Raw genomic sequence first — 18,600 nt, forward strand, 5'->3', positions numbered from 1 at the left:
GACTGTGCCGGGACGGTCACAATTACCGGGTGTATTCAACACCGTAGGGCAGGATGTGCGTCGTGCGGCCAGTGTGCGTGATCGGACTTGGGCTCATCGGCGGTTCGCTGCTGCGCGCGGCGAGCGAATCGGGCAGGCAGGCGTGGGGCTTCACGACGTCCACGGTGGATGCCGAAGCCGCCACAGTGGACGGCTACACGGTCGCGTCCGAGGTGAGCGACGCCCTGCGCCAGGCCGGTGATCAGGACGCGATCGTGGTGATCGCCGTCCCGTTGCCCGCGGTGGACCGGACCTTGGGCGCGATCGCCGCGCACGCGCCGGAATGCGTGCTGACCGACGTGGTGAGCGTGAAGTCGCCCGTCGAGCTGGTGGTACGGCAGACCGTGCCGCGCACGCGGTACGTCGGCGGGCATCCGATGGCGGGTACGACCTCGTCCGGCTGGGCGGCCGGGTCCGCCGGGTTGTTCAAGGACGCGTCCTGGGTGCTGACCGTCGAGGACGAGACCGACCTGGAGGCGTGGCGTGATGTCGCACGCCTGGTCCTGGACTGCGGCGCGCAGATCGTGCCCGCGACCGCGGCCGGGCACGACGACGCGGTCGCCCGGATCTCGCATCTGCCGCATCTGCTGGCCGCTGTGCTCGCCGCGGTTGGTGCCGACGGCGGGAACCTGTCGCTGGCGTTGGCCGCGGGCTCGTACACCGACGGCACGCGTGTTGCCGGAACGCGTCCGGAGCTGATCCGTGCGATGTGTGAGGGCAACCGGGGACCGTTGCTGGACGCCGTCGACGACGCGCTCGGCCGGCTCGGCGCCGCGCGTGGCGCGCTGGCGTCCACCGGATCTCTTGGCGCGACGGTGGAAGCCGGTCATCAGGGCTGGCAGGCGTTGCGGGACTACCGCGGGACGGCCCGTCCGCCCGGCCGCATCGACCTCAGTGCCCCGGACGCCCGCGAGACGCTGCTGGCCCTCGGCGACCACGGTGGCCGGATCGTCGGGCTGGACGGGGATTTCGCGCTGACCGGATAACTCGTTCGGTATCGACCGCGCAACGAAAGTGTGAACGAGGGCACATCGCCCCCTAGCTTGTCTGGGTGGAGCGCCGTCTGTTGCGTCGAGCCGGATACGTGGCCGGGGGTCTGGTGGTCGTCGCCGGAGCCGTGGTCGCGCTGCGTAATACCGACACGCCGACCGAGCAGGAACCGCCGCCTCCCACACCGATCCAGACCATCGTCAAGGAGTTCGTCAACGACAGCGCCCTGGCCCCGAAACCCGGCAACCGCCCGGAAAGACCTGCGGACCTCTCGGTGCTTCCGGGACCGCACCGGTTACAGGTGACGTGGGCGGCGAAGACACCCGGTTACGAGGTGCAGCTGCGCGGCGAGGGCGGCGTGATCCGCAACCAGCTGATCGCCGACAACGCGGTGCAGTTCGACGGTTTGGAGGACACCGTCGAATACCAGGTCGAAGTCCGGGCCGTGGACTCCTTCGGCCAGCGGTCCGACCCGTCGGTCATCCGGAAACGACCGTCCGACAACCGTCCTGACGAAAGCCGCTACGCCCTCGTCGACCACTTCGACGGCGATGTCGTGCCCGATCCGGCACGGTGGCGACTCGCGAACAACGCAGCCTGCGCACGAATGTCCCGTGGAGTGGGCGACGACAGCCACAGGCTGATGATCAGCGCCGCCTGTGGCAACGAATCCGTCGCGTTACGCTCCCGGACTCCCTTGCAGCTCAAGGACAACGGCGGCGAACTCGGCAGGCTGATGATCGAGACCGACTGCCCGCCCAGGGACGGTGAGCTGCTGTTCGACCTGGTCCCCGGCCCGGCGGACCTGATCGACAGCGGACTGCCGCCCGGCACGGTCCGGGTGAAGATCACGCCGGATTCGGTCACCCTGCCCGGCGCCGAGCCGGTCGCGATCCCCCGCCGGACCGGCCTGAGCTCCCGCTGGGAACTCGTCCTGCGCACCGACGGCCTGTCGTTGTGGCGTGACGGAACCAAAGTGGCGAGCAGCGGTTTCGTGCCCACGTGGACGTCGGCGACGCCCCTGTTCGGTTTCGCCGGGCCGCCCAACGGTTTGAGCTACATCGGCGTCGACGCGATCGGCCTGTCCAGTGCCGAGACGCCCGCGTTCGTCCCGCCGCCGCGGATCAGCGCGACCAACGCGGGAAAGGCGACGAGGACCGAGCTGATGTCCGGAGTTCTGGGCGGCCAGCTGCGGATGACAGTGCGGACGACACTTCGTGAGCCGATGGAGCCGTTCACGGTCGAGATCGCCGGCCGCTCCTTTCCCGCACGGCCGGCCGTCGACGGGCACGTTTTCGCTCCCACATACCGGTTCCCGATCGTCGCCGACCTGCCCGCCGACGCGCTCGTGCTGTCCGGCGACCGCCGTGAACTGCGGATCACCGTGCGCGGCGCCAATCCGAACATCTCACCGGTCGTGCAGCACGCCGACCTCGAACTGATCCCCGACCCGGCGGGCAAGCCCGCACCCGATCAGGCCGAACCGCCGTCCGAGCCGGCGGAACGGCCACGCCTGGTCCTCGCTTCGCTGAACACGACCTTCCTGGACGCCGCCGGCCGCAAGATCGAGAACAACGAGCTCTCCTCCCGGGGACGTGTTGTGCTGGAGGTGACCGCCGAAGGGCTGGCGATGCACGCGGGACTCGCCGGGATCGAGGTTTTCGTGGACGCCCAACGGATCGTGGGCATCCCGACCAACAAGGACGGCCCCGGCGTCGCCGGGCAGTGGCGCATCGCCCTCAACAGCGCGGCTTTCCCGCCAGGACCGCACAACGTCGAGGTGAAGGCGATCAGCACGGACCCGAACGTGCCCCCCGGCTACACCACCACGACCTGGTCGATCCCCCGCTGATCAGCCTCGTGAGTGTTTATCCGTGTTCTAACCCTGATAAACACTCACGAGGGGGTTCAGACGCGGTGGGCGAGGTGGGGGTATTCGATCACGAAGCCTGAGCTGTCCACGGTCAGGTCCGCGCTGAAGGTCTCGTCGGCGTAGTTCACGACCGAGCTCTGCTCGCCGACCGACACCGTCGTGTAGGTCTGCTGCGAGACGCGGAGCGACAGATCCGGCAGCGACACGTACACGACCGGCAGTTCGTGCGTGCCGGGCTCGCGGTGCAGGCCGAGCCTGCGGATCGGCAGGGAGTTGAACAGGACCGAGCCCTCGACGTCCACTTCGAGCGCTCCGCCGAAGGCCGCGCGTTCGCTACCCTGGCCACGGTCGACCAGCCAGAGGCCGTCCTTGGTGCGGGTGACCGAGATCTGGCACTCGTTCTCGGCCGTGGTCGCGCGGATCAGCAGACGGCTGAACGCGCCGGACTGGTCGGTCCCGGCCTCGAAGGAGGCGCTGAAGGCCTCCTCGTCGCCGGTCGCCGCGGCGATGATCCGGCCGGACGCCTTCAACCGGTCGTCGGAGACCAGCAGACGGACCGACTCCAGCCGGGGCGTGTCCACGCCCTGCCAGGTCAGGATGGTGGGTTTGCGGGTGATCGTCGTGGTCACGCGGTGTCCTGCTTGGGCCTGTCCGGGATCATGTCCTGGATCTTGCCGACGACGGAGTCGATCTGGGCCTCGTGCCCGAACTTCTGCTTGGCGAACTCGCCAGCCTTCTCGACACCCTCTTCGATCTTGCCGCCGTGCTGGTTGACAAGGTCCTGCGCCTTGTTCCTCAGCTCGTCGAAGTTCATTGCCATGTCGTCTCCCTCACCAGGCCCGTCTCGCAGGCTACCCAACCCGGCGGACTGGTTGCAGCAGCCTTCGGACGATCTGCCCGCCCGTCCGGGTGTACCAGTCCGGTCCGCGCAGCGTGGCCAGCACCGACACCAGCTCCGTGACCAGCCGGGACAGCCGGTCGACGTCGGGCATGGGCATCCGCTCCGGCGGACGTTCCTCCCTGATCGAGGCCACGGCCTCGGCGACCGCGTCGGTCAGTGCCTCGATCGCGTCGGGCGAGATCGGCTCGGCGCCGCGTTGGATGCCGACAGCCAGGCCGGTCACGGCGTCGGCCGCCCGTTCCAGGGTCACGATCACCGGCCACCACGCCGCCGCCTGCAGGCCCGCGGCGGACGGTTCGACCACGGCCTGCTGGAAGGCGTTGCGCAGGTCGGACAGCTGCCGATAGGTCTCCCTGCGTAGTTTCACCCTTTTGTCCGAACCGGACAGCCCGTGCTCGATGTACTTTCCCAGCGACTCGAGGGTGCTCAGCAGCTGTGTCCCCACCCGGGGCCGCAAACTGCCTGGCCACAACAGGTATCCGAAGACCAGCACGATCGCGCAGCCCAGTGCGGTGTCGGTCAGGCGGGCCGCGACCAGGCCCCAGTCGTTGGCATGCGCCAAGTCCAGCTGGACGATCACGAGCGGCGTGACGAACGTGGAGAACATGCCGTAGTTGCGGTCACGGCCGTACGGCAACGCTCCGGCGATCACCGCCACCAGCACGACCAGGACCCATCCACGCGGATCGAACGCCAGCACGAGCGCGCCGAGCAGGACCCCGAGCAACGTGCCGAGACCTCGCAGGACCGCACGGCCGAAGACGGACCCGAAGTCCGGCTTGAGCACGATCGCGACCGTCAACGCGACCCAGTACGAGTATTCGAGCCGCAACGCCCAGCCAAGGAACTCGGCGACCGCCATGCACAGCATCAGGCGCAACGCGTGCGACCACGCCACCCAGCCGGTGAAGGCGTCCAGGCGTTCCCGCAACCGCACGTGGTCCTCGGGATCGCGGTGATCACGTTTCCCGCCCGGCGCCGCGAGACCCTCCAATCCGGCCCGCAACGCCGCCAGGCCGCGGGAGGCCTCGTCGAACTCCGGCGCCGGCGGCAACGGTTTGTCCAGCCGGATCGCCTCGGCGATCGCGGTCATGTGCAGCACGACCTGGGCGGGCGGCTGCCGTCCGACGTTCACCAGGGCGACGCTGGCCTCGACGACGGGCGTGGTGTCGGCCAGGAGCGTCATCAGCCTGCGGTACGCCCGGTCACGCCCGGAGAGGTTCGAACGGGCCGTCAGCAGGGCGTCGTAGGCGTCGTTGAGGGCCGTGGTGAGGTCACGCCTCGCCGCGCGGGCACCTGCGGTGCCTGACGCCGCGAGCATCACGGCGAGCTCGTCGTAGATCTCGGCCACGGCGGCGCGCTCCGGGCCTGTTGCCTTGAAGGGCCACGCGGCCAGCGCCAGCAGCCACACGAGACCCGCGCCGACGACGAACCAGAACGTGGCCGAGAGCGTGCCCCTGGGCTGACCGGCGCCCAACGCCGCGAACACGAGCATCTGCAAGGCCGCGAGCGACGCGATGTTGCCGCTCGTGCTGATCAACGCCGAGATCCCGGCGAGGCCGACGATGACCGCTGCCGACCACCAGCCGTGGCCACCGGCCAGGCTGCCGAGGAAGAACCCGATCCCGCCGCCGACCGCCGCCCAGCCGATCCGCCGCGCGCGGTACCGGTAGGGCCCGTCCGCGTCACCGAAGGTGCCGCACAACGCGCCCATCGAGACGATCACGCCGATGTCGAGCCGGCCCACGGCCAGCCCGATCCCGATCGGCCCGGTGATGGTGATCGCCGCCCGCACGATCCGTTTCCACGGCACCGGTGCCTTCTTCGACCGGAGCAACTGGACAAGCCAATGTGGAGCGGCGACCTGCTTGCCCGTTGCACTCGTCCCCGGCACAGGACCATCTAAACAAAACCAGGCCCGGTGGACGCGCCACCGGGCCTGGAGTGCTGCCTATGTCACGCGCGACGACGACGACGCTGGAAGATCAGCGCACCGACACCGCCACCGACGAGCACGACACCGATGATCAGCGGGGTCAGCACCGAGGCACCGGTGTTGGCCAGCTCGTTATCGGTGTTCTTCGGCTGCGGCTGCGGGGCCTGCTCCGTGCTGGGCGCAGTGGCGACGGCCCAGTCCGCAGACCCCTTGGCCTCCAGGCGCACCTTCTCCGAGCTGGCCAGGATCATCGACTGCGAAGCCAGGTGCGAGTCGGCGCGAGCACCCTTCTTGCCCAGTGCGACGAACAGTCGGCCGAGCGAGAACTCGCTTTCCCCGGCGACGGTGAACTCGACCTTGCCGGTGGTCACCGAGGCCGGGACCTTCACGTAGAACTCGTACTTGTCCAGCGACTGGATCTTGGCGGCGACGTCGGCCTTCGGCAGTTCCTTGCCGTCCTTGTCGCTGAAGATGACGCCCTCGGGCAACTTGGCCGTGATGGCGATGCCCGCGGCGGTCGTGGTGACCACGAACGGCCCGATCAGGCTGTCGGGCTTGCCACTCAGCTTGGTCGGTTCCAGGGTGAGCACCGGCTTGGGCGCGGCAGAGATGCCCACGTTGGCTTCGCCGATCAGGTACTTGTAGACCTTGACGACGTCGTTCTTGGCTTCGGGATTCTTCGGCGTCGGGGCGTCCAGCTTCAACTGGGCGTCGTCGCTGAAGTGCCAGATCGCGGCCTGCGTCGCGGTGACCGCCTCGGCGACGTTCAGCCCGCCGTCGAACTCGCCACCGATCTTCTTGGCCATGGCCTCGGCGGACAGCTCCGGGTACCCGTTGTGCAGGATCCAGTTGATCTTGGCGCTGTTCTTTTTGAACGAGGTGCCCTGTTTGGGGTGCTCGTTCCAGGCAGCCTCTTCGTACTCCGCGCCAGGCTTGATGCTGGTGTAGATGTCGACGCAGTAGGTGCGCAGCCGCTTGTCGCCGACCTCAAGGACAAAGAGCGAGGTGTCAAACTTGCGCTTGTCCTCCGGACCGTTGGTCAGCTCGATCTGGTAACCCTGGCCGGCTGTCTTCTCGGCCTCGGTCGGATTGACGATCTTGCCTCTAGCGGCTTCCGCGGCCGCGGGCGTCACCGAAGCCAACAAGGCCGTGGCCGTGACGCCAACCAGTGCCGCGCCGACGCGCAGCTTCTTCACCCGACTCACGATTTGGTGCTCCCTCTTCGGTTAGTGCCCCAGCTACCCCGTGTGCTTTCGCAGCTGCTCGCGACACACGCGCGCCCTCGTCCCTCTAACGTGTGTCAGGAACAACTACCTGGCGTACATCTACCGATCAGCGGCGTGACTCTATCCACTTCGTGAAGCGGGTGTGATGCGGGGTACGTTTACCGCGCCGCCCACTCGTTCACCACCTGGTCAAGGACAGTGAGCGGGAGCGGCCCGCTGCCGATGACAAGATCGTGGAACGTCCTGATGTCGAACCGTGACCCCAGCGCCTTCTCCGCGGCCGCCCTGATCCGTTGGATCTCCAGCCTGCCGACCATGTAGGACAGCGCCTGCCCCGGATACGCGATGTAACGGTCCACTTCGGTCGCGATCTCCAGCTGCGGCATCGGCACGTTCTCGGTCATGTAGTCCACGGCCTGCTGCCGTGACCAGCCCTTGGCGTGCAGACCCGTGTCCACGACAAGACGTCCGGCCCTGGTCGCGTCCAACGCGAGCATGCCCAGGCGGGCGATGTCGCCGGAATACAGGCCCATCTCGTCGGCCAGCCGTTCGCAGTACAGGCCCCAGCCCTCAACGTACGCGTTCACGTCGGCCAAACGGCGCAACAACGGCAGGTCTTGCAGTTCGCCCGCGATCGTGAGCTGGAAGTGGTGTCCTGGCACGGCTTCGTGGAACGCCGTCACCTCCGAGGTGTGCCTGTACCGCTCACCGGGCTGATATGTATTGGCGAAATAAGTGCCCGCGCGCTGACCGTCCAAAGACGGCGGCAGGTAGTACGCCATCGGCGCGCCCGGGGCTTCCGCCGCGGGCACCGGTTCGACCTTGCAGCTGTGCGAAGGCAGCCGCCCGAACCACTTCGGTGCCTCCGCTTCGGCGCGTTCGATCGCGGTGCGCGCCGAGGAGAGCATTTCCTCCTCCGAGCTCCAGCGCAATGCCGGGTCCTCGCGCAGCCGGGTGAAGATCTCCTGCACGTCCTTGGTGCCGAACACCCGGGAGCCGATCTCCGCGAACTCGCCGAACAACGAGTCGATCAGGTCGAGTCCGGTCTGGTGCAGCTCCTCGGCCGTGCGGTCGGTCGTGGTGTGCACTCTGGACAGTCGGCCGTACAGCTCGTCCCCGCCGGGCAGCCAGGTCAGGCCCGCCTTCTCGGCGGGACGGCCGTGCTGGGCCAGCTCGCCGGCCAGGACCTCGCGGTACTTCGCGAACGCGGGCCGGACGACCTCGTCGATGATCCGGTCCCGCTCGGCCACGAAGGACTCGGCGATCCCGGCAGGCGGCTGCGGCCTGCGCAGCGCATCGTCCTCAGGGGACGCTCCGAGATACCGGTCGAGGTGCGCGACGGCGGCCTGAACCAGGTGTGCCACCGGAACACGGCCCGCGGCGACGCCTTCCCGGTGCCGTACGGCGAACGCCTCCAGGTACTCGGGCAGAGCCCGCAGCCTGGTCAGGTAGTCACGGGCCTTCTGCTCGGTCGGCAGCGCGGTCATCGGCAGCATGGTCAGCAGGCCGGCCGCGGGACCGACGAACAGGTCGGTGACCGTGTACTCGGCCATCTTCGAGTCGATCCGGTCCACCATGGTCTGTGCCTGCTGGGACACCACGGCCAGGGTGATCGCGTCCTGCGCGCTCACCGTGCCCTTGTCGACCGCGTCGGCGCGCCTGTCCAGCTCCAGCGCATGCAGCCGGCTGGCCTCGTCCGCGGCCGCCGAGGGGTCGCCGACCAGCGCGTCATACCCGGGGATGCCGTGCAGCGAAGCGCCGATCGGGGATCGGTCGAAGCCCAGCCGGATCAGTTCGTCCGCCAGCGCGTCGGCCTGGCTCGAAGGGGTCGTCATGCCACGAAACTAGTCGGTCAGGCCCCATTTGCGGTGCAGCTCGGCCCGTCGCTCCCGCCACTCCGCCATGAACTGCGGCAGGCGTTCGTGCATGAAGGCGTAGAACTCCAGGGTTTCCTTCCACCGCAACCCGGCGGGCGTGTGTTCGCCGAGGATCTCCATGCCCTCCCGCATGGTGATCTCCCAGCGGTGCATCAGCTGCTCGCGCCGGGTGACCACGTCGTACCAGAGGTCGTCGTTGACGACGTAGTAGTCGCGCCGCGAGCCGGGCTCGCGCTCGCGCTCGACCATGTTGGCGTGGCTGAGGTAGCGCACCGCGCCGGAGATCGCCGCCGGGCTGACCTGGAGCAGCTCGGCCATGTCGGTCGCGGTCATCCGGCCGGAGTCCTCGCAGAGCAACGCCACGAACACTCGCGCGGCCATCCGTTGCATTCCCGCGTCGGCGAGGTGTCCGGCGTACCGCTCGATGAACTTCAGGACCGCGGTCGGGTCCCGCTGCGATTCTGGTGCGACGCTCACCGATCCATCCTCCTCTGGGAGTTGGTTGCCACAAGTAAGTTTATACGCTTTCTTAACTTCATGATTTTGTGAAATGAGTGTAACTTTGCCGCATGACACACGCGATATCCGTGTCCGGCCTGGTCAAGAACTTCGGCCGGACACGTGCGCTGGACGGTCTGGACCTGACCGTCAGCGAGGGGGAGGTCCACGGCTTCCTCGGCCCCAACGGGGCCGGCAAGTCGACGACCATCCGTGTCCTGCTGGGCCTGCTGCGCGCTGACGCGGGCACCGCCCGGCTGCTCGGCGGCGACCCCTGGGGGCAGGCCGCCGAACTGCACCGCCGGCTGGCCTACGTGCCCGGCGACGTCACTCTCTGGCCGAACCTGTCCGGCGGCGAGGTCATCGACCTGCTCGGCAGGCTGCGGGGCGGCCTGGACCCGAAGCGCAAAGCCGTGCTGCTGGAGCGCTTCGAACTCGATCCCACCAAGAAGGGACGCACGTACTCCAAGGGCAACCGGCAGAAGGTCGCCCTGGTGGCGGCGTTGTCGTCGGATGTCGAACTGCTCGTGCTGGACGAGCCCACGTCGGGCTTCGACCCGTTGATGGAGGCGATGTTCCGCGAGTGCATCGAAGAGGAGAAGGAACGCGACCGGACGGTGCTGCTGTCCAGCCACATCCTCTCCGAAGTGGAGGCACTCTGCGACCGGGTGAGCATCATCCGCAACGGCCGCACGGTCGAGACCGGATCGCTCGCCCAGCTGCGGCACCTGACCAGGACGTCCATCCAGGCCGAACTGGCCGTCGAACCGACCGGCCTGGCCGGCCTGCCGGGCGTGCACGACCTGCAGGCGCGGGACCACCACGTCAAGTTCGAGGTGGACACCGCGGAGCTGGACGGCGCGCTCAGGCACCTGACCACGTTCGGCATCCGGTCGCTGACCAGCCAGCCGCCGACGCTGGAGGAACTGTTCCTGCGGCACTACGAGGACGAACCGAAATGACCACCCTCGTGGGCACCGGATCGCTGATCCGGCTGGCGCTGCGGCTGGACCGGGTCCGGCTGCCGATCTGGATCCTGGTGACCGCCGGCCTGGTGCTGGCGACCGCGAGCTCGGTCGCGGAGCTCTACCCGACGGAGGCGTCCCGCAGGCAGATCGCGGCCACGATAGGCAGCAACCCGGCGATGACCGCGATCTACGGCCAGGTCTACGACACGTCGCCGGGCGCGGTCGTGATGTGGCGACTCGCGATCACGGGCGCGCTGCTGGTCACGTTGATGAGCATCATGACTGTCAACCGGCACACCCGTCAGGACGAGGAAGCCGGCCGGCTGGAGCTGATCGGTGCGACCGTGGTCGGCAGGCACGCCCCGATGGCGGCCGCGCTGATCGTCGCGACGGGCGCGAACATCCTGGCGGCACTGCTGATCGCGGCGGGCCTGACGGGCCAGGGCATGCCGGTCGACGGGTCGTTCCTGGCCGGATTGTCCTTCGGTGCATTGGGAATCACGTTCGCCGCAGTGGCCGCGGCCGCCGCCCAGCTCGCCGAGAACGCCCGCACGGTCACGGGAATCTCGGTGCTCGTCCTGGCCGTGGCGTTCGTGCTGCGGCTGATCGGTGACGCGGGTTCGGCGACGTGGGTCAGCTGGCTCTCCCCCATCGGGTGGCTGCAGAAGGCCCACCCGTACGCGGAAAACCGTTGGTGGATCGTGGTTTTGCTGCTCGCGGTCGCGATTGTCCTGATTGGAGCGGCCTACGCGCTTGTCAGCAGGCGTGACCACGGTGCCGGGCTGGTGCGTCCACGACCAGGCCCGGCGGACGCCGCCGCTTCGCTGAACGGCCCGTTCGCACTGGCGTGGCGGCTGCACCGGTGGTCGATGATCGGCTGGATGATCGGTTTCCTCGTGCTGGGCGTGATGTTCGGCAGCATCGCCAACAGCGCGACGGACCTGGTGAAGGACAACCCGCAGGTCGCCAGGATCGTCGAGCAGATGGGCGGCAAGTCCGCGCTGATCGACGCGTTCATGACGGCGATCCTCGGCATCATCGCGCTGGTCGCCTCGGTCTACGCCGTCCAGGCGACCCTGCGACTGCGTGCCGAGGAGACGAGTGTGCGTGCGGAGCCCGTGCTGGCGACGGGCGTCAGCCGGCTCGGCTGGGCCTTGAGCCACTTGGTTTTCGCCGCCGTCGGAGCGGCCGTGATGCTCGTGGCGGCGGGTCTGGCGATGGGTGTCGCGTACGGCATCTCGGTCGGCGACGTCAGCGGTCAGCTCGGCAATGTCCTTGAGGCCGCGCTGGTTCAGCTGCCCGCGACACTGGTCGTCGCCGGAATCGCCATGGCGCTCTTCGGTTTGGCGCCGCGGTACGTGATCGGCAGCTGGGCGGCGCTGACGGTCTTCTGGCTGCTCGGGCAGCTCGGCCCGATGCTCCAGGTGCCGCAGTGGCTGATGAACGTCTCACCGTTCACGCACGTGCCGAAGCTGCTCGGAGACATCAGCGCGACTCCGCTGATCTGGCTGTCCGTAGTGGCCGTCGTGCTGATGGCCGTCGGTCTCGCGGGCTTCCGCCGCCGCGACATCGGTTGACGCACAAGGGAAGTGGGTGAGCCTCGCTCGGCTCACCCACTTCCCGGTGTGTCAGGGCCGGTTCAGCCGGCAGGCGCCGGGATCGGCGGTGCCGCGATACGTGGTGGTCCAGTCGGTTCCGGTCTCGATGACCTTGCCGAGGCCGTCGTCGTCCCTCGGCGCCCAGCGGTCGGACTCCGGGTAGTACCGGTGCCAGCGCAGCGCCGGGCTGGTGCCCTCCTTGCTGCCCAGGCCGTACAGGATGTCGGCGCCGGGCGAGAAGATGCTGGTGTAGGCGTTCCAGCCGGAACCCGCGTCCTTGTTGCGCTGGGTCCACTGCTTCGTGGTGTGGTTGTACTTGAAGCGGAACATCTGGCCGCTGGAGGTCCGGGCGTACAGCACGCCGTCGCCCGCCGCCGTGATCGACGTGTAGCTCTGCCACCCGGTGTCGATCACGTCACCAGCGGCGTTCACCCACGTCTTCGTCGTGTCGTTCCACAGGTAGGAACGCAGTTCACCGGTGGCGTTGACCGTGTAGATCCGGCCTTCCGAGTCGACCGTCATCCTCGTCGGGAACTGCAGCTGACGAGTCCAGCCAGTGCCGACCCTCTCGCCGCCGGTAAGGACTTCGCCGTTGCGCCGCCACAGACGTACGTCACCGTCCGCGAACGGATCTGACGCGTTGACCTTCTTGTGGACCTCCCACACCAGACCGTTACGGCCGCCGTAGACCGCGCCGAGCCAGTTCGGGCCGTACGCGTCCGAGTTGGCCGTCACGTGCCCATAGCTGCCGTTGCGCGCGCTGTTGCCGTAGATGTGGTCACGCCACAGGATTCCGCCACGGTTGATGTACAGGCTGCTTTCTTCCTCGCAGTCGACGGTCAGATCCGGGACTTCCTGCCTGATCCATTCGTAGATGTCGTCGACCCGTGCCTCCGTCATCTCCGAGCGGGTCTCGGTGACACCGAGGCAGCCACGCTGGAACGACGGTCCGTGGATGGCGACCACTTCGAGAGTGCCGTTGTTCTCCCGGAAGGCCGGGCCGCCCGCGTCACCGCGGCACGTGCTCCCGCTGCCGGTGAGCGTCAGGTTCGGCGTGTTGACGGCACTGACCGTGGCGTCGGTCATGTGTGCCTGGCCAGGAATCCACTCGCCGCCGGTCCGGCCGGTTCCGACGAGCTTGAGCGACTGGCCCGCCACGGGTGGCGTGGTGGCGAGCTTCGCCACGTGGTACATCGAGTACGCGGTCCGGGCCAGCACGAGATCACGATCCCGGCGCGGGACGAGTTCCACGACATGGTCGTAGGTGCTCTGTGCCCGCGGCTCCGGCGTCGGTCCCATGTACGCCGCGTCGCTGATGATGTTGTCGCGGTCGAACGGACCGGCGGGCAGGTTCTGCCACTGGGCCGGGTTGTCCGCGAAGCAGCTGGCGGCGGAGATCAGCCAGTACTCCGAGATCACCACACCGGTGCAGTCGGCCTGCTTGCGGTGGTAGGTGTCGGGTTTGTCGATGGTGATCCGGACGACCGCGGCGGCCGGGCTGTCCTCGCCGGTGACCGGTGTGCCACCGCTGACGGCCGACGCGGGCACGGCCGTCAGCGTCATCGCCGTGCCACCGACCAGGATCGCCGTCAGCACACGGCGCGAGACGCTGTTCATCGCGAGAGTTCTCCCTGTCATGGCGCGCTGGCCCTGATCTCCAGCAGGGTCTCCGGCGGGTTGCCGGGCCCCGCGCCCTCACCGACCGGCGTCCACGCGTTCTTGTCGATCGGGTAGACCTTGGTCTGGTTGTTCACCGTGAGCGTGGCTTCGACGTCCTTCTCGTCTCCCTTGATCAGGTAGACGCTCGGGATCTCCAGCGCGATGTAGCCGGTGATCCGGTACCGGCCGCCCCAGTAGGCGGGCTCGGCCTTGAAGCAGACCCGGCCCTTCTCGGTGCTGCGCAGTTCGATCAGCCCGCTCGGCCCGCAGGTGGCCAGCTGGATCGTGCCGTCACCGCCGATCAGCTTGATGCCGCGTTCGGCCAGGATCTGCGCCGCACCCGGATATGACGTGTCCTCCACTGTGCTCGTCGGCGTGTCCGCGGGCGCCGCGGCCGGCTTGGCCGCGGGCGCGGCACTGCCGACGGGCGCGGCGAAAGTCACCGCGACCACGGCGGCCGCGGTCACCACGGTGGCCAATGGTCGACGATGGACGCGCATACGCGCTCCCTTCCTGATTCCACAATTAATTCGCGTTCGCGTATTCGCAAAAAGGGCAGCACTGTTCACCGGCAGGTCCGGCAATAATGGACACACCGGAAAAACGCGCGCCGACTCACCTGCCCGGCAACCGGGCACGGGTGGGTCACGAACCGGCCGGACTAGCGCTCCGCCGGCCTCCCATAGCAGTGCACGTTCTTGCACACCCCCTTGTCACCAGGCCTTTATGGCCCCCCAGAGTGACATGACGAATCGAACGTAGCGACGATCAATCAGGCCGAGGTACCGCCGTTCGCAGCATTCAAGCCGCGACGAAGGCTTATTAGGCCAGTTGGACCGAAAGGTATTTTCGGGCTGTCACGCCAACCGGTAACGGTGTACCGTCCGCAGACGAAGCGGGCCGATCTTCGCCATGGCCCGCCGGCAACCCTGAACAGCACTCGCCTTTTCGAAACGTTCCGGGATCTGGGGGTTCATTCACCATGGCGAGATTCCGCACTGTCTTATCCACTCTGCTGGCCACGGCGTTGACCGCCGGGCTGGTGACCGATCTGCCGGTGGTCGCCGCCGCGCCGGACAATCCGGTCAGCGACCGTCGTCAGGTCGTCAACCTGCTGAGATCCGGCGGTCCCGACATCGCCAAGGCGGCCGAGGCCGCCCTGCTGGGCACCGAAGCCGACGTCCGGCAGTTCCTGCTGACCGGCCAACAGGTCGCGAGCGAACGCGACCTGCGTGTCCAAGTCACCCTTGTGCTGAGCGCGGGCGGGCGCGTGGTGCGTCAAGCCGCGCAGCGCGCACTCGACGGCACTGTCGCCGACATGCGGGCTTTCCTTGACACAGGCTGGAAACAGCCGTGGGAGGAGGACCTGCGGATCCAGGTCACCCAGGCCATGGCCGCAGGTGGGCCGACGGTAAAAACCGCTGCCCAGCGCGCACTGGACGGCACACCCGACGACCTGCTTGTCTTCCTGCAGTCCGGGCAGCAGCGCGCCCAGGACGACGACGACACCATCCACACGGCCCAGTTGCTGTCCACAGGCGGCCCTGAGGTTCGTAAGGCCGCACAGCGTGCACTGGACGGGACCATCGAGGACGTCCGTGAGTTCCTCCGGCTGGGCTACCAGGCCGCGGCCGCACGGGACCAGGAGACGATCTCGGTCAAGCAACTGGCCGACTTGGCCAAGAACGCGGGCGCCAAGGCCGCGGCGGAAACCCAGTCCGCCAAGGACGCCGCCGACCGCGCGGTGCACGCCGCCCAGCTGGCCAAGGCGGCCGCGGCCCAGGCCGCCGACGAGACCAAGGCGGCGAAGGACTCCGCCACGAAGGCGGCCGCCGCCGCGAGCCGAGCCGCGGACGCCGCGAAACGTGCCGCCCAGGCGGCACAGACCGCGCTCACCGCCGCGGTCGTGGCCAACGAAGCCGCCCGGATCGCCGCCAACGCGGCAAGCCAGGCGGCGACCGCGGCCTCGTTGGCCGGTGAAGCCGCTTCGCGGGCCAACAAGGCGGCCCAGGCGGCCCATGCCGAGAAGAGCAAAGCCGAACAGGCCAGGCAAGCCGCGGCCGAAGCCAGGGCGGTTGCCGACGGCGCGCGGCTGGCCGCTCAGGCAGCACAAGCGGCCGGCCAAGCAGCCGTCGCCGCCGGTCAGGCCGCGGTGGCCGCGGCACGGGCCGGGCAGGAGGCCATCGCCGCGTCGAACGCCGCCAAGCAGGCAGGCGGGTACGCCAAGGAGGCCGGTGCCAAGGCGGAAGAAGCGGAACGTGCCGCCGCCCACGCCAAGCGCGCCGCGGACGAGGCGACTCGGGCGGCCAACGTGGTCCAGGCCATCGCCAACGAGGCGGCGGCCGCCGCGAACGAGGCCCGTGACCACGCCAACCAAGCGGCCACACACGCCGACAACGCCGCGACCCAAGCCGAATACGCGTACATCCACGCCGGTGAAGCGGCTGGGCAGGCCGATATCGCGGCACAGCACGCGCAACGGGCGAAAGAGGCGTCCGACCAGGCGGGTCGTGCGTCCGACCAAGCCGGCCGGATCAGCCTGATCGCACGCAAGACCGACACCGAACGGCTTGCCGCCCAGCAGGCACAGGCGATCACCGACGCCGAAGTCGCACTGCAGGCCGAAGAGGCACGCAAGGCAAGACAGGACTGGGAGGCAGGCGAACAAGCCAAACTGGAGGCCGAGACCGCCAGGCTGCTCGCCGAGGCACGCAACCCGGCGACCCCGCCCGATGTCGTGATCACCAACGGCCGCAAGGTGGCCGCACGACTGGTGTTCACCGGTGGGGCATGGCTCAAGGCGTCCGCGGAGGACGCGCTCGCCGGCACCGAGGCGGACGTCAAAGAGTTCGTCCACATCGGACTGGACAACGCCACCGAGTCCGACGACCGGGCCAGCGTCAGCTACATCGTGGACTCCACCACGTCGCCCGCGATGCGGCAGGCCGCGCTCACAGCGCTGAACGGGACGTGGTCGCAGGTCAAGCAGTTCCTCGACATCGGCCAGCACGAGGTCAGGGCGGACGAGTACCGGATCAAGATCGCCCAGCTGATGAACGGCGCCGGGCCACGGGTGAAGGCGGCGGCGAACGCCGCGCTGAACGACGGTGGCGTCCAGGCGTTGCGCGACTTCCTGAAGACGGGTTACGACGTCGCACAGGAAGAGGACGACCGCGTCACGGTCGCGCAGATGCTCAGCGCGGGTGGTCCCGAGGTCAAGGCGGTCGCCCAGGCAGCGCTGTCCGGCCCGCCCTCCTACCTGCGGGACTTCCTGCAGACCAAGGTGCACACCGCCAGGCAACGGGACGCCGACACCGCGTCGCACGTGGCCAACATCGACACCTACCTGGCCGGCGCGGCGATGTCCGCCGCGGAGGCCAAGATCAGTGCGGCGAAGGCACTCGAGGCCGCCGCGATCGCCCGTGGCGCGGCACAGGAGGCCGCCGCGTGGGCGCTGGCCGCGGAGCAAAGCGCCCAAGCCGCCGCCCAGTACGCCACGGACGCGAGGGAGTCGGCGACCGAAGCACAGCGATCCGCCGACCAGGCCGCGCAGTCGGCCAGACTCGCGCGGGAAGCCGCGGCCGCGGCACAGCAATCAGCCCAGGCCGCGGCCAAGTCCTCGGCACAGGCCCAGGCGTCAGCCGAGAAGGCACGCTCGTACGCCGATGCCGCCTACGCCGCGGCCGAACAGGCTCGTGCGGCCGCGATCGAAGCAGGCAAAAGCGCCGCCCAGGCGGCGGCTGAGGCGGCGGCCGCGGCCCGTCGCGCCGCCGAACTCCAGCGCCAGGAGCAGGAGCAGAAACGGCAGCAGGACGACCAACGCAACCAGGACCTGTCGTCGGGCGGCGGGCCACCGCCACCCGGTGACGATCCCGACTACGACGAAGAACCGCTGCGCAGCGACGAGGATGTGCTGCGGGACGCGGAAGGCGAGGAGGAGCTCGCCAACTACCGCACTGCCCTGCGCGAGCAGGGCAAGGACATCATGGACTTCGTCATCGACCAGGGCGGCCAGGTGTTCCTCGACCTGGTCGGCTGGACCGACGCCAAGAAGTGCTTCACCGAGGGCGACATCGGCGCCTGCATCTGGACGCTGATCAACGCGCTCGGCCCGTTCAAGCTGATCAAGGCGGCGGTCAAGCTGCCGGAGATCGGCTCGGCGATCTTCAAGATCGTCCGGGGCATCGGCCCGTTCCGGCGTGCCGTGCAGGCCGCGCGGGGCACTGTCGACCGGTTGCGGGCGGTCATCCAGGACGTCTTCGAGCGGATCAAGTTCCCGTGCGCGCCCAACAGTTTCACCGCCGAGACGCCGGTGTTGCTGGCCGACGGGAGCCGCAAGCCGATCAGCGAGATCCGGCTCGGCGACCGGGTGCTGGCGACCGATCCGCACACCGGGGTGACCGAGGGCCGCCCGGTCGTCGATCTGATCACCGGCGGTGGGACGAAGAAACTGGTGACCATCTCGGTGGCGGGTGGCCAGGTGCGGGCGACCGACGAGCACCCGTTCTGGGTGGCCGATCCGGGCGAGTGGAAGCACGCCAAGGAGGTCAAGCCGAACGACCGGTTGCGGTTGCCCGACGGGCAGTACGTCACCGTCACGGCTACGCATCCGTGGACCGACGTCCGCGATGTCTACAACCTGACCGTCGACGGCATCCACACGTACTACGTCCTTGCCGGAGACAGTGCGCTTCTCGTGCACAACTCCGGTGGCGCGAAGATCTGCGCGATCGGCCAGGCCGGTGAGGAAGCCGCGAACATCGTCAAGAACACGACGAAGTTCCTGGTCAACGGCCGCAACCGGATCCCGGACGAGTTCAACTCGACGATGCACCGGATCAGCGAGGTCAAGAACGTCCGCTACCAGCGGTACACCCGGCAGCTGCGCGACTACGTCGATCTGGCCAAGGCACAGACCCCGCCGTACATGTTCCGGCTGGTCGTGCGGGTCGGCAACGGCACGAAGCTGTCCAAGCCGTTGCAGCGGGAAGTGGACGCCGGGAGGATCATCCTGTCCAGGCTGATCCCGTGACCG

Annotated in this window: 13 protein-coding genes; 5 read left to right on the forward strand and 8 right to left on the reverse strand. The window is 68.6% G+C overall.

Features of this window, described 5'->3' with window-relative positions; genetic code table 11:
- Window positions 1–53: 53 nt before the first annotated feature.
- Window positions 54–1,025 carry a prephenate dehydrogenase gene (locus GC106_RS18910; protein ID WP_173132157.1) on the forward strand — a complete coding sequence of 324 codons (972 nt, stop codon included), beginning with the start codon at window positions 54–56 and terminating at the stop codon, window positions 1,023–1,025.
- Window positions 1,026–1,090: 65 nt separating this feature from the next.
- On the forward strand, window positions 1,091–2,881 hold the full coding sequence (locus GC106_RS18915) for a fibronectin type III domain-containing protein (protein WP_173132160.1): 1,791 nt from the start codon (window positions 1,091–1,093) through the stop codon (window positions 2,879–2,881).
- A gap of 56 nt (window positions 2,882–2,937) precedes the next feature.
- Here the strand turns inward: GC106_RS18915 and GC106_RS18920 are convergent, their stop codons facing one another.
- The 6 genes from GC106_RS18920 to GC106_RS18945 all read right to left on the reverse strand — a co-directional run bounded on the left by GC106_RS18920 (window position 2,938) and on the right by GC106_RS18945 (window position 9,319).
- Window positions 2,938–3,531 carry a putative glycolipid-binding domain-containing protein gene (locus GC106_RS18920; protein ID WP_173132163.1) on the reverse strand — a complete coding sequence of 198 codons (594 nt, stop codon included), beginning with the start codon at window positions 3,529–3,531 and terminating at the stop codon, window positions 2,938–2,940.
- A complete protein-coding gene (locus tag GC106_RS18925) occupies window positions 3,528–3,722 on the reverse strand; it encodes an antitoxin (RefSeq protein ID WP_173132166.1) in 195 nt (64 codons plus the stop codon). Before GC106_RS18925 ends, GC106_RS18920 begins: the two co-directional genes overlap by 4 nt.
- Window positions 3,723–3,753: 31 nt before the next feature.
- Window positions 3,754–5,697 carry an FUSC family protein gene (locus tag GC106_RS18930; protein WP_173132169.1) on the reverse strand — a complete coding sequence of 648 codons (1,944 nt, stop codon included), beginning with the start codon at window positions 5,695–5,697 and terminating at the stop codon, window positions 3,754–3,756.
- 62 nt (window positions 5,698–5,759) lie between these two features.
- The gene (locus tag GC106_RS18935) at window positions 5,760–6,944 is read right to left on the reverse strand and encodes a thioester domain-containing protein (protein WP_173132172.1); all 1,185 of its coding nucleotides are present in this window, start codon (window positions 6,942–6,944) and stop codon (window positions 5,760–5,762) included.
- Between the two features lie 179 nt (window positions 6,945–7,123).
- The gene (locus tag GC106_RS18940; RefSeq protein WP_173132175.1) at window positions 7,124–8,800 is read right to left on the reverse strand and encodes a DUF885 domain-containing protein; all 1,677 of its coding nucleotides are present in this window, start codon (window positions 8,798–8,800) and stop codon (window positions 7,124–7,126) included.
- 9 nt (window positions 8,801–8,809) lie between these two features.
- Complete coding sequence (locus tag GC106_RS18945) at window positions 8,810–9,319, reverse strand: GbsR/MarR family transcriptional regulator (RefSeq protein ID WP_312872728.1); 510 nt, start codon at window positions 9,317–9,319, stop codon at window positions 8,810–8,812.
- Between the two features lie 92 nt (window positions 9,320–9,411).
- Between GC106_RS18945 and GC106_RS18950 the strand changes: the two genes are divergently transcribed.
- The gene (locus GC106_RS18950) at window positions 9,412–10,302 is read left to right on the forward strand and encodes an ABC transporter ATP-binding protein (RefSeq protein ID WP_173132178.1); all 891 of its coding nucleotides are present in this window, start codon (window positions 9,412–9,414) and stop codon (window positions 10,300–10,302) included.
- Window positions 10,299–11,885 (forward strand): ABC transporter permease, encoded by a 1,587-nt coding sequence (locus tag GC106_RS18955; protein ID WP_173132180.1) that lies wholly within the window; start codon window positions 10,299–10,301, stop codon window positions 11,883–11,885. The genes GC106_RS18950 and GC106_RS18955 overlap by 4 nt, the downstream gene beginning before the upstream one ends.
- Before the next feature lie 51 nt (window positions 11,886–11,936).
- Here GC106_RS18955 and GC106_RS18960 read toward each other — a convergent pair whose 3' ends face one another.
- Window positions 11,937–13,523: a tachylectin-related carbohydrate-binding protein gene (locus GC106_RS18960; protein ID WP_173132183.1), complete on the reverse strand. Its 1,587-nt coding sequence runs from the start codon at window positions 13,521–13,523 to the stop codon at window positions 11,937–11,939.
- Window positions 13,524–13,540: 17 nt separating this feature from the next.
- The gene (locus GC106_RS18965; protein ID WP_173132186.1) at window positions 13,541–14,065 is read right to left on the reverse strand and encodes a hypothetical protein; all 525 of its coding nucleotides are present in this window, start codon (window positions 14,063–14,065) and stop codon (window positions 13,541–13,543) included.
- A gap of 482 nt (window positions 14,066–14,547) precedes the next feature.
- On the opposite strand from GC106_RS18965, the gene GC106_RS18970 reads away from it, so the two are divergent.
- Window positions 14,548–18,597, forward strand: coding sequence for a polymorphic toxin-type HINT domain-containing protein (locus GC106_RS18970; protein WP_173132188.1), 4,050 nt, complete (start codon window positions 14,548–14,550; stop codon window positions 18,595–18,597).
- The last annotated feature ends 3 nt before the right edge of the window (window positions 18,598–18,600 follow it).

This window comes from Kibdelosporangium persicum (assembly GCF_013280595.1).
GTDB classification, from domain to species: domain Bacteria; phylum Actinomycetota; class Actinomycetes; order Mycobacteriales; family Pseudonocardiaceae; genus Kibdelosporangium; species Kibdelosporangium persicum.

Coding starts and splice junctions, on each gene's coding strand:
- GC106_RS18910 (WP_173132157.1), top strand. CDS start 54: ATGTGCGTCGTGCGGCCAGTGTGCGTGATCGGACTTGGGCTCATCGGC.
- GC106_RS18925 (WP_173132166.1), bottom strand. CDS start 3,722: ATGGCAATGAACTTCGACGAGCTGAGGAACAAGGCGCAGGACCTTGTC.
- GC106_RS18940 (WP_173132175.1), bottom strand. CDS start 8,800: ATGACGACCCCTTCGAGCCAGGCCGACGCGCTGGCGGACGAACTGATC.
- GC106_RS18950 (WP_173132178.1), top strand. CDS start 9,412: ATGACACACGCGATATCCGTGTCCGGCCTGGTCAAGAACTTCGGCCGG.
- GC106_RS18955 (WP_173132180.1), top strand. CDS start 10,299: ATGACCACCCTCGTGGGCACCGGATCGCTGATCCGGCTGGCGCTGCGG.
- GC106_RS18960 (WP_173132183.1), bottom strand. CDS start 13,523: ATGAACAGCGTCTCGCGCCGTGTGCTGACGGCGATCCTGGTCGGTGGC.
- GC106_RS18965 (WP_173132186.1), bottom strand. CDS start 14,065: ATGCGCGTCCATCGTCGACCATTGGCCACCGTGGTGACCGCGGCCGCC.
- GC106_RS18970 (WP_173132188.1), top strand. CDS start 14,548: ATGGCGAGATTCCGCACTGTCTTATCCACTCTGCTGGCCACGGCGTTG.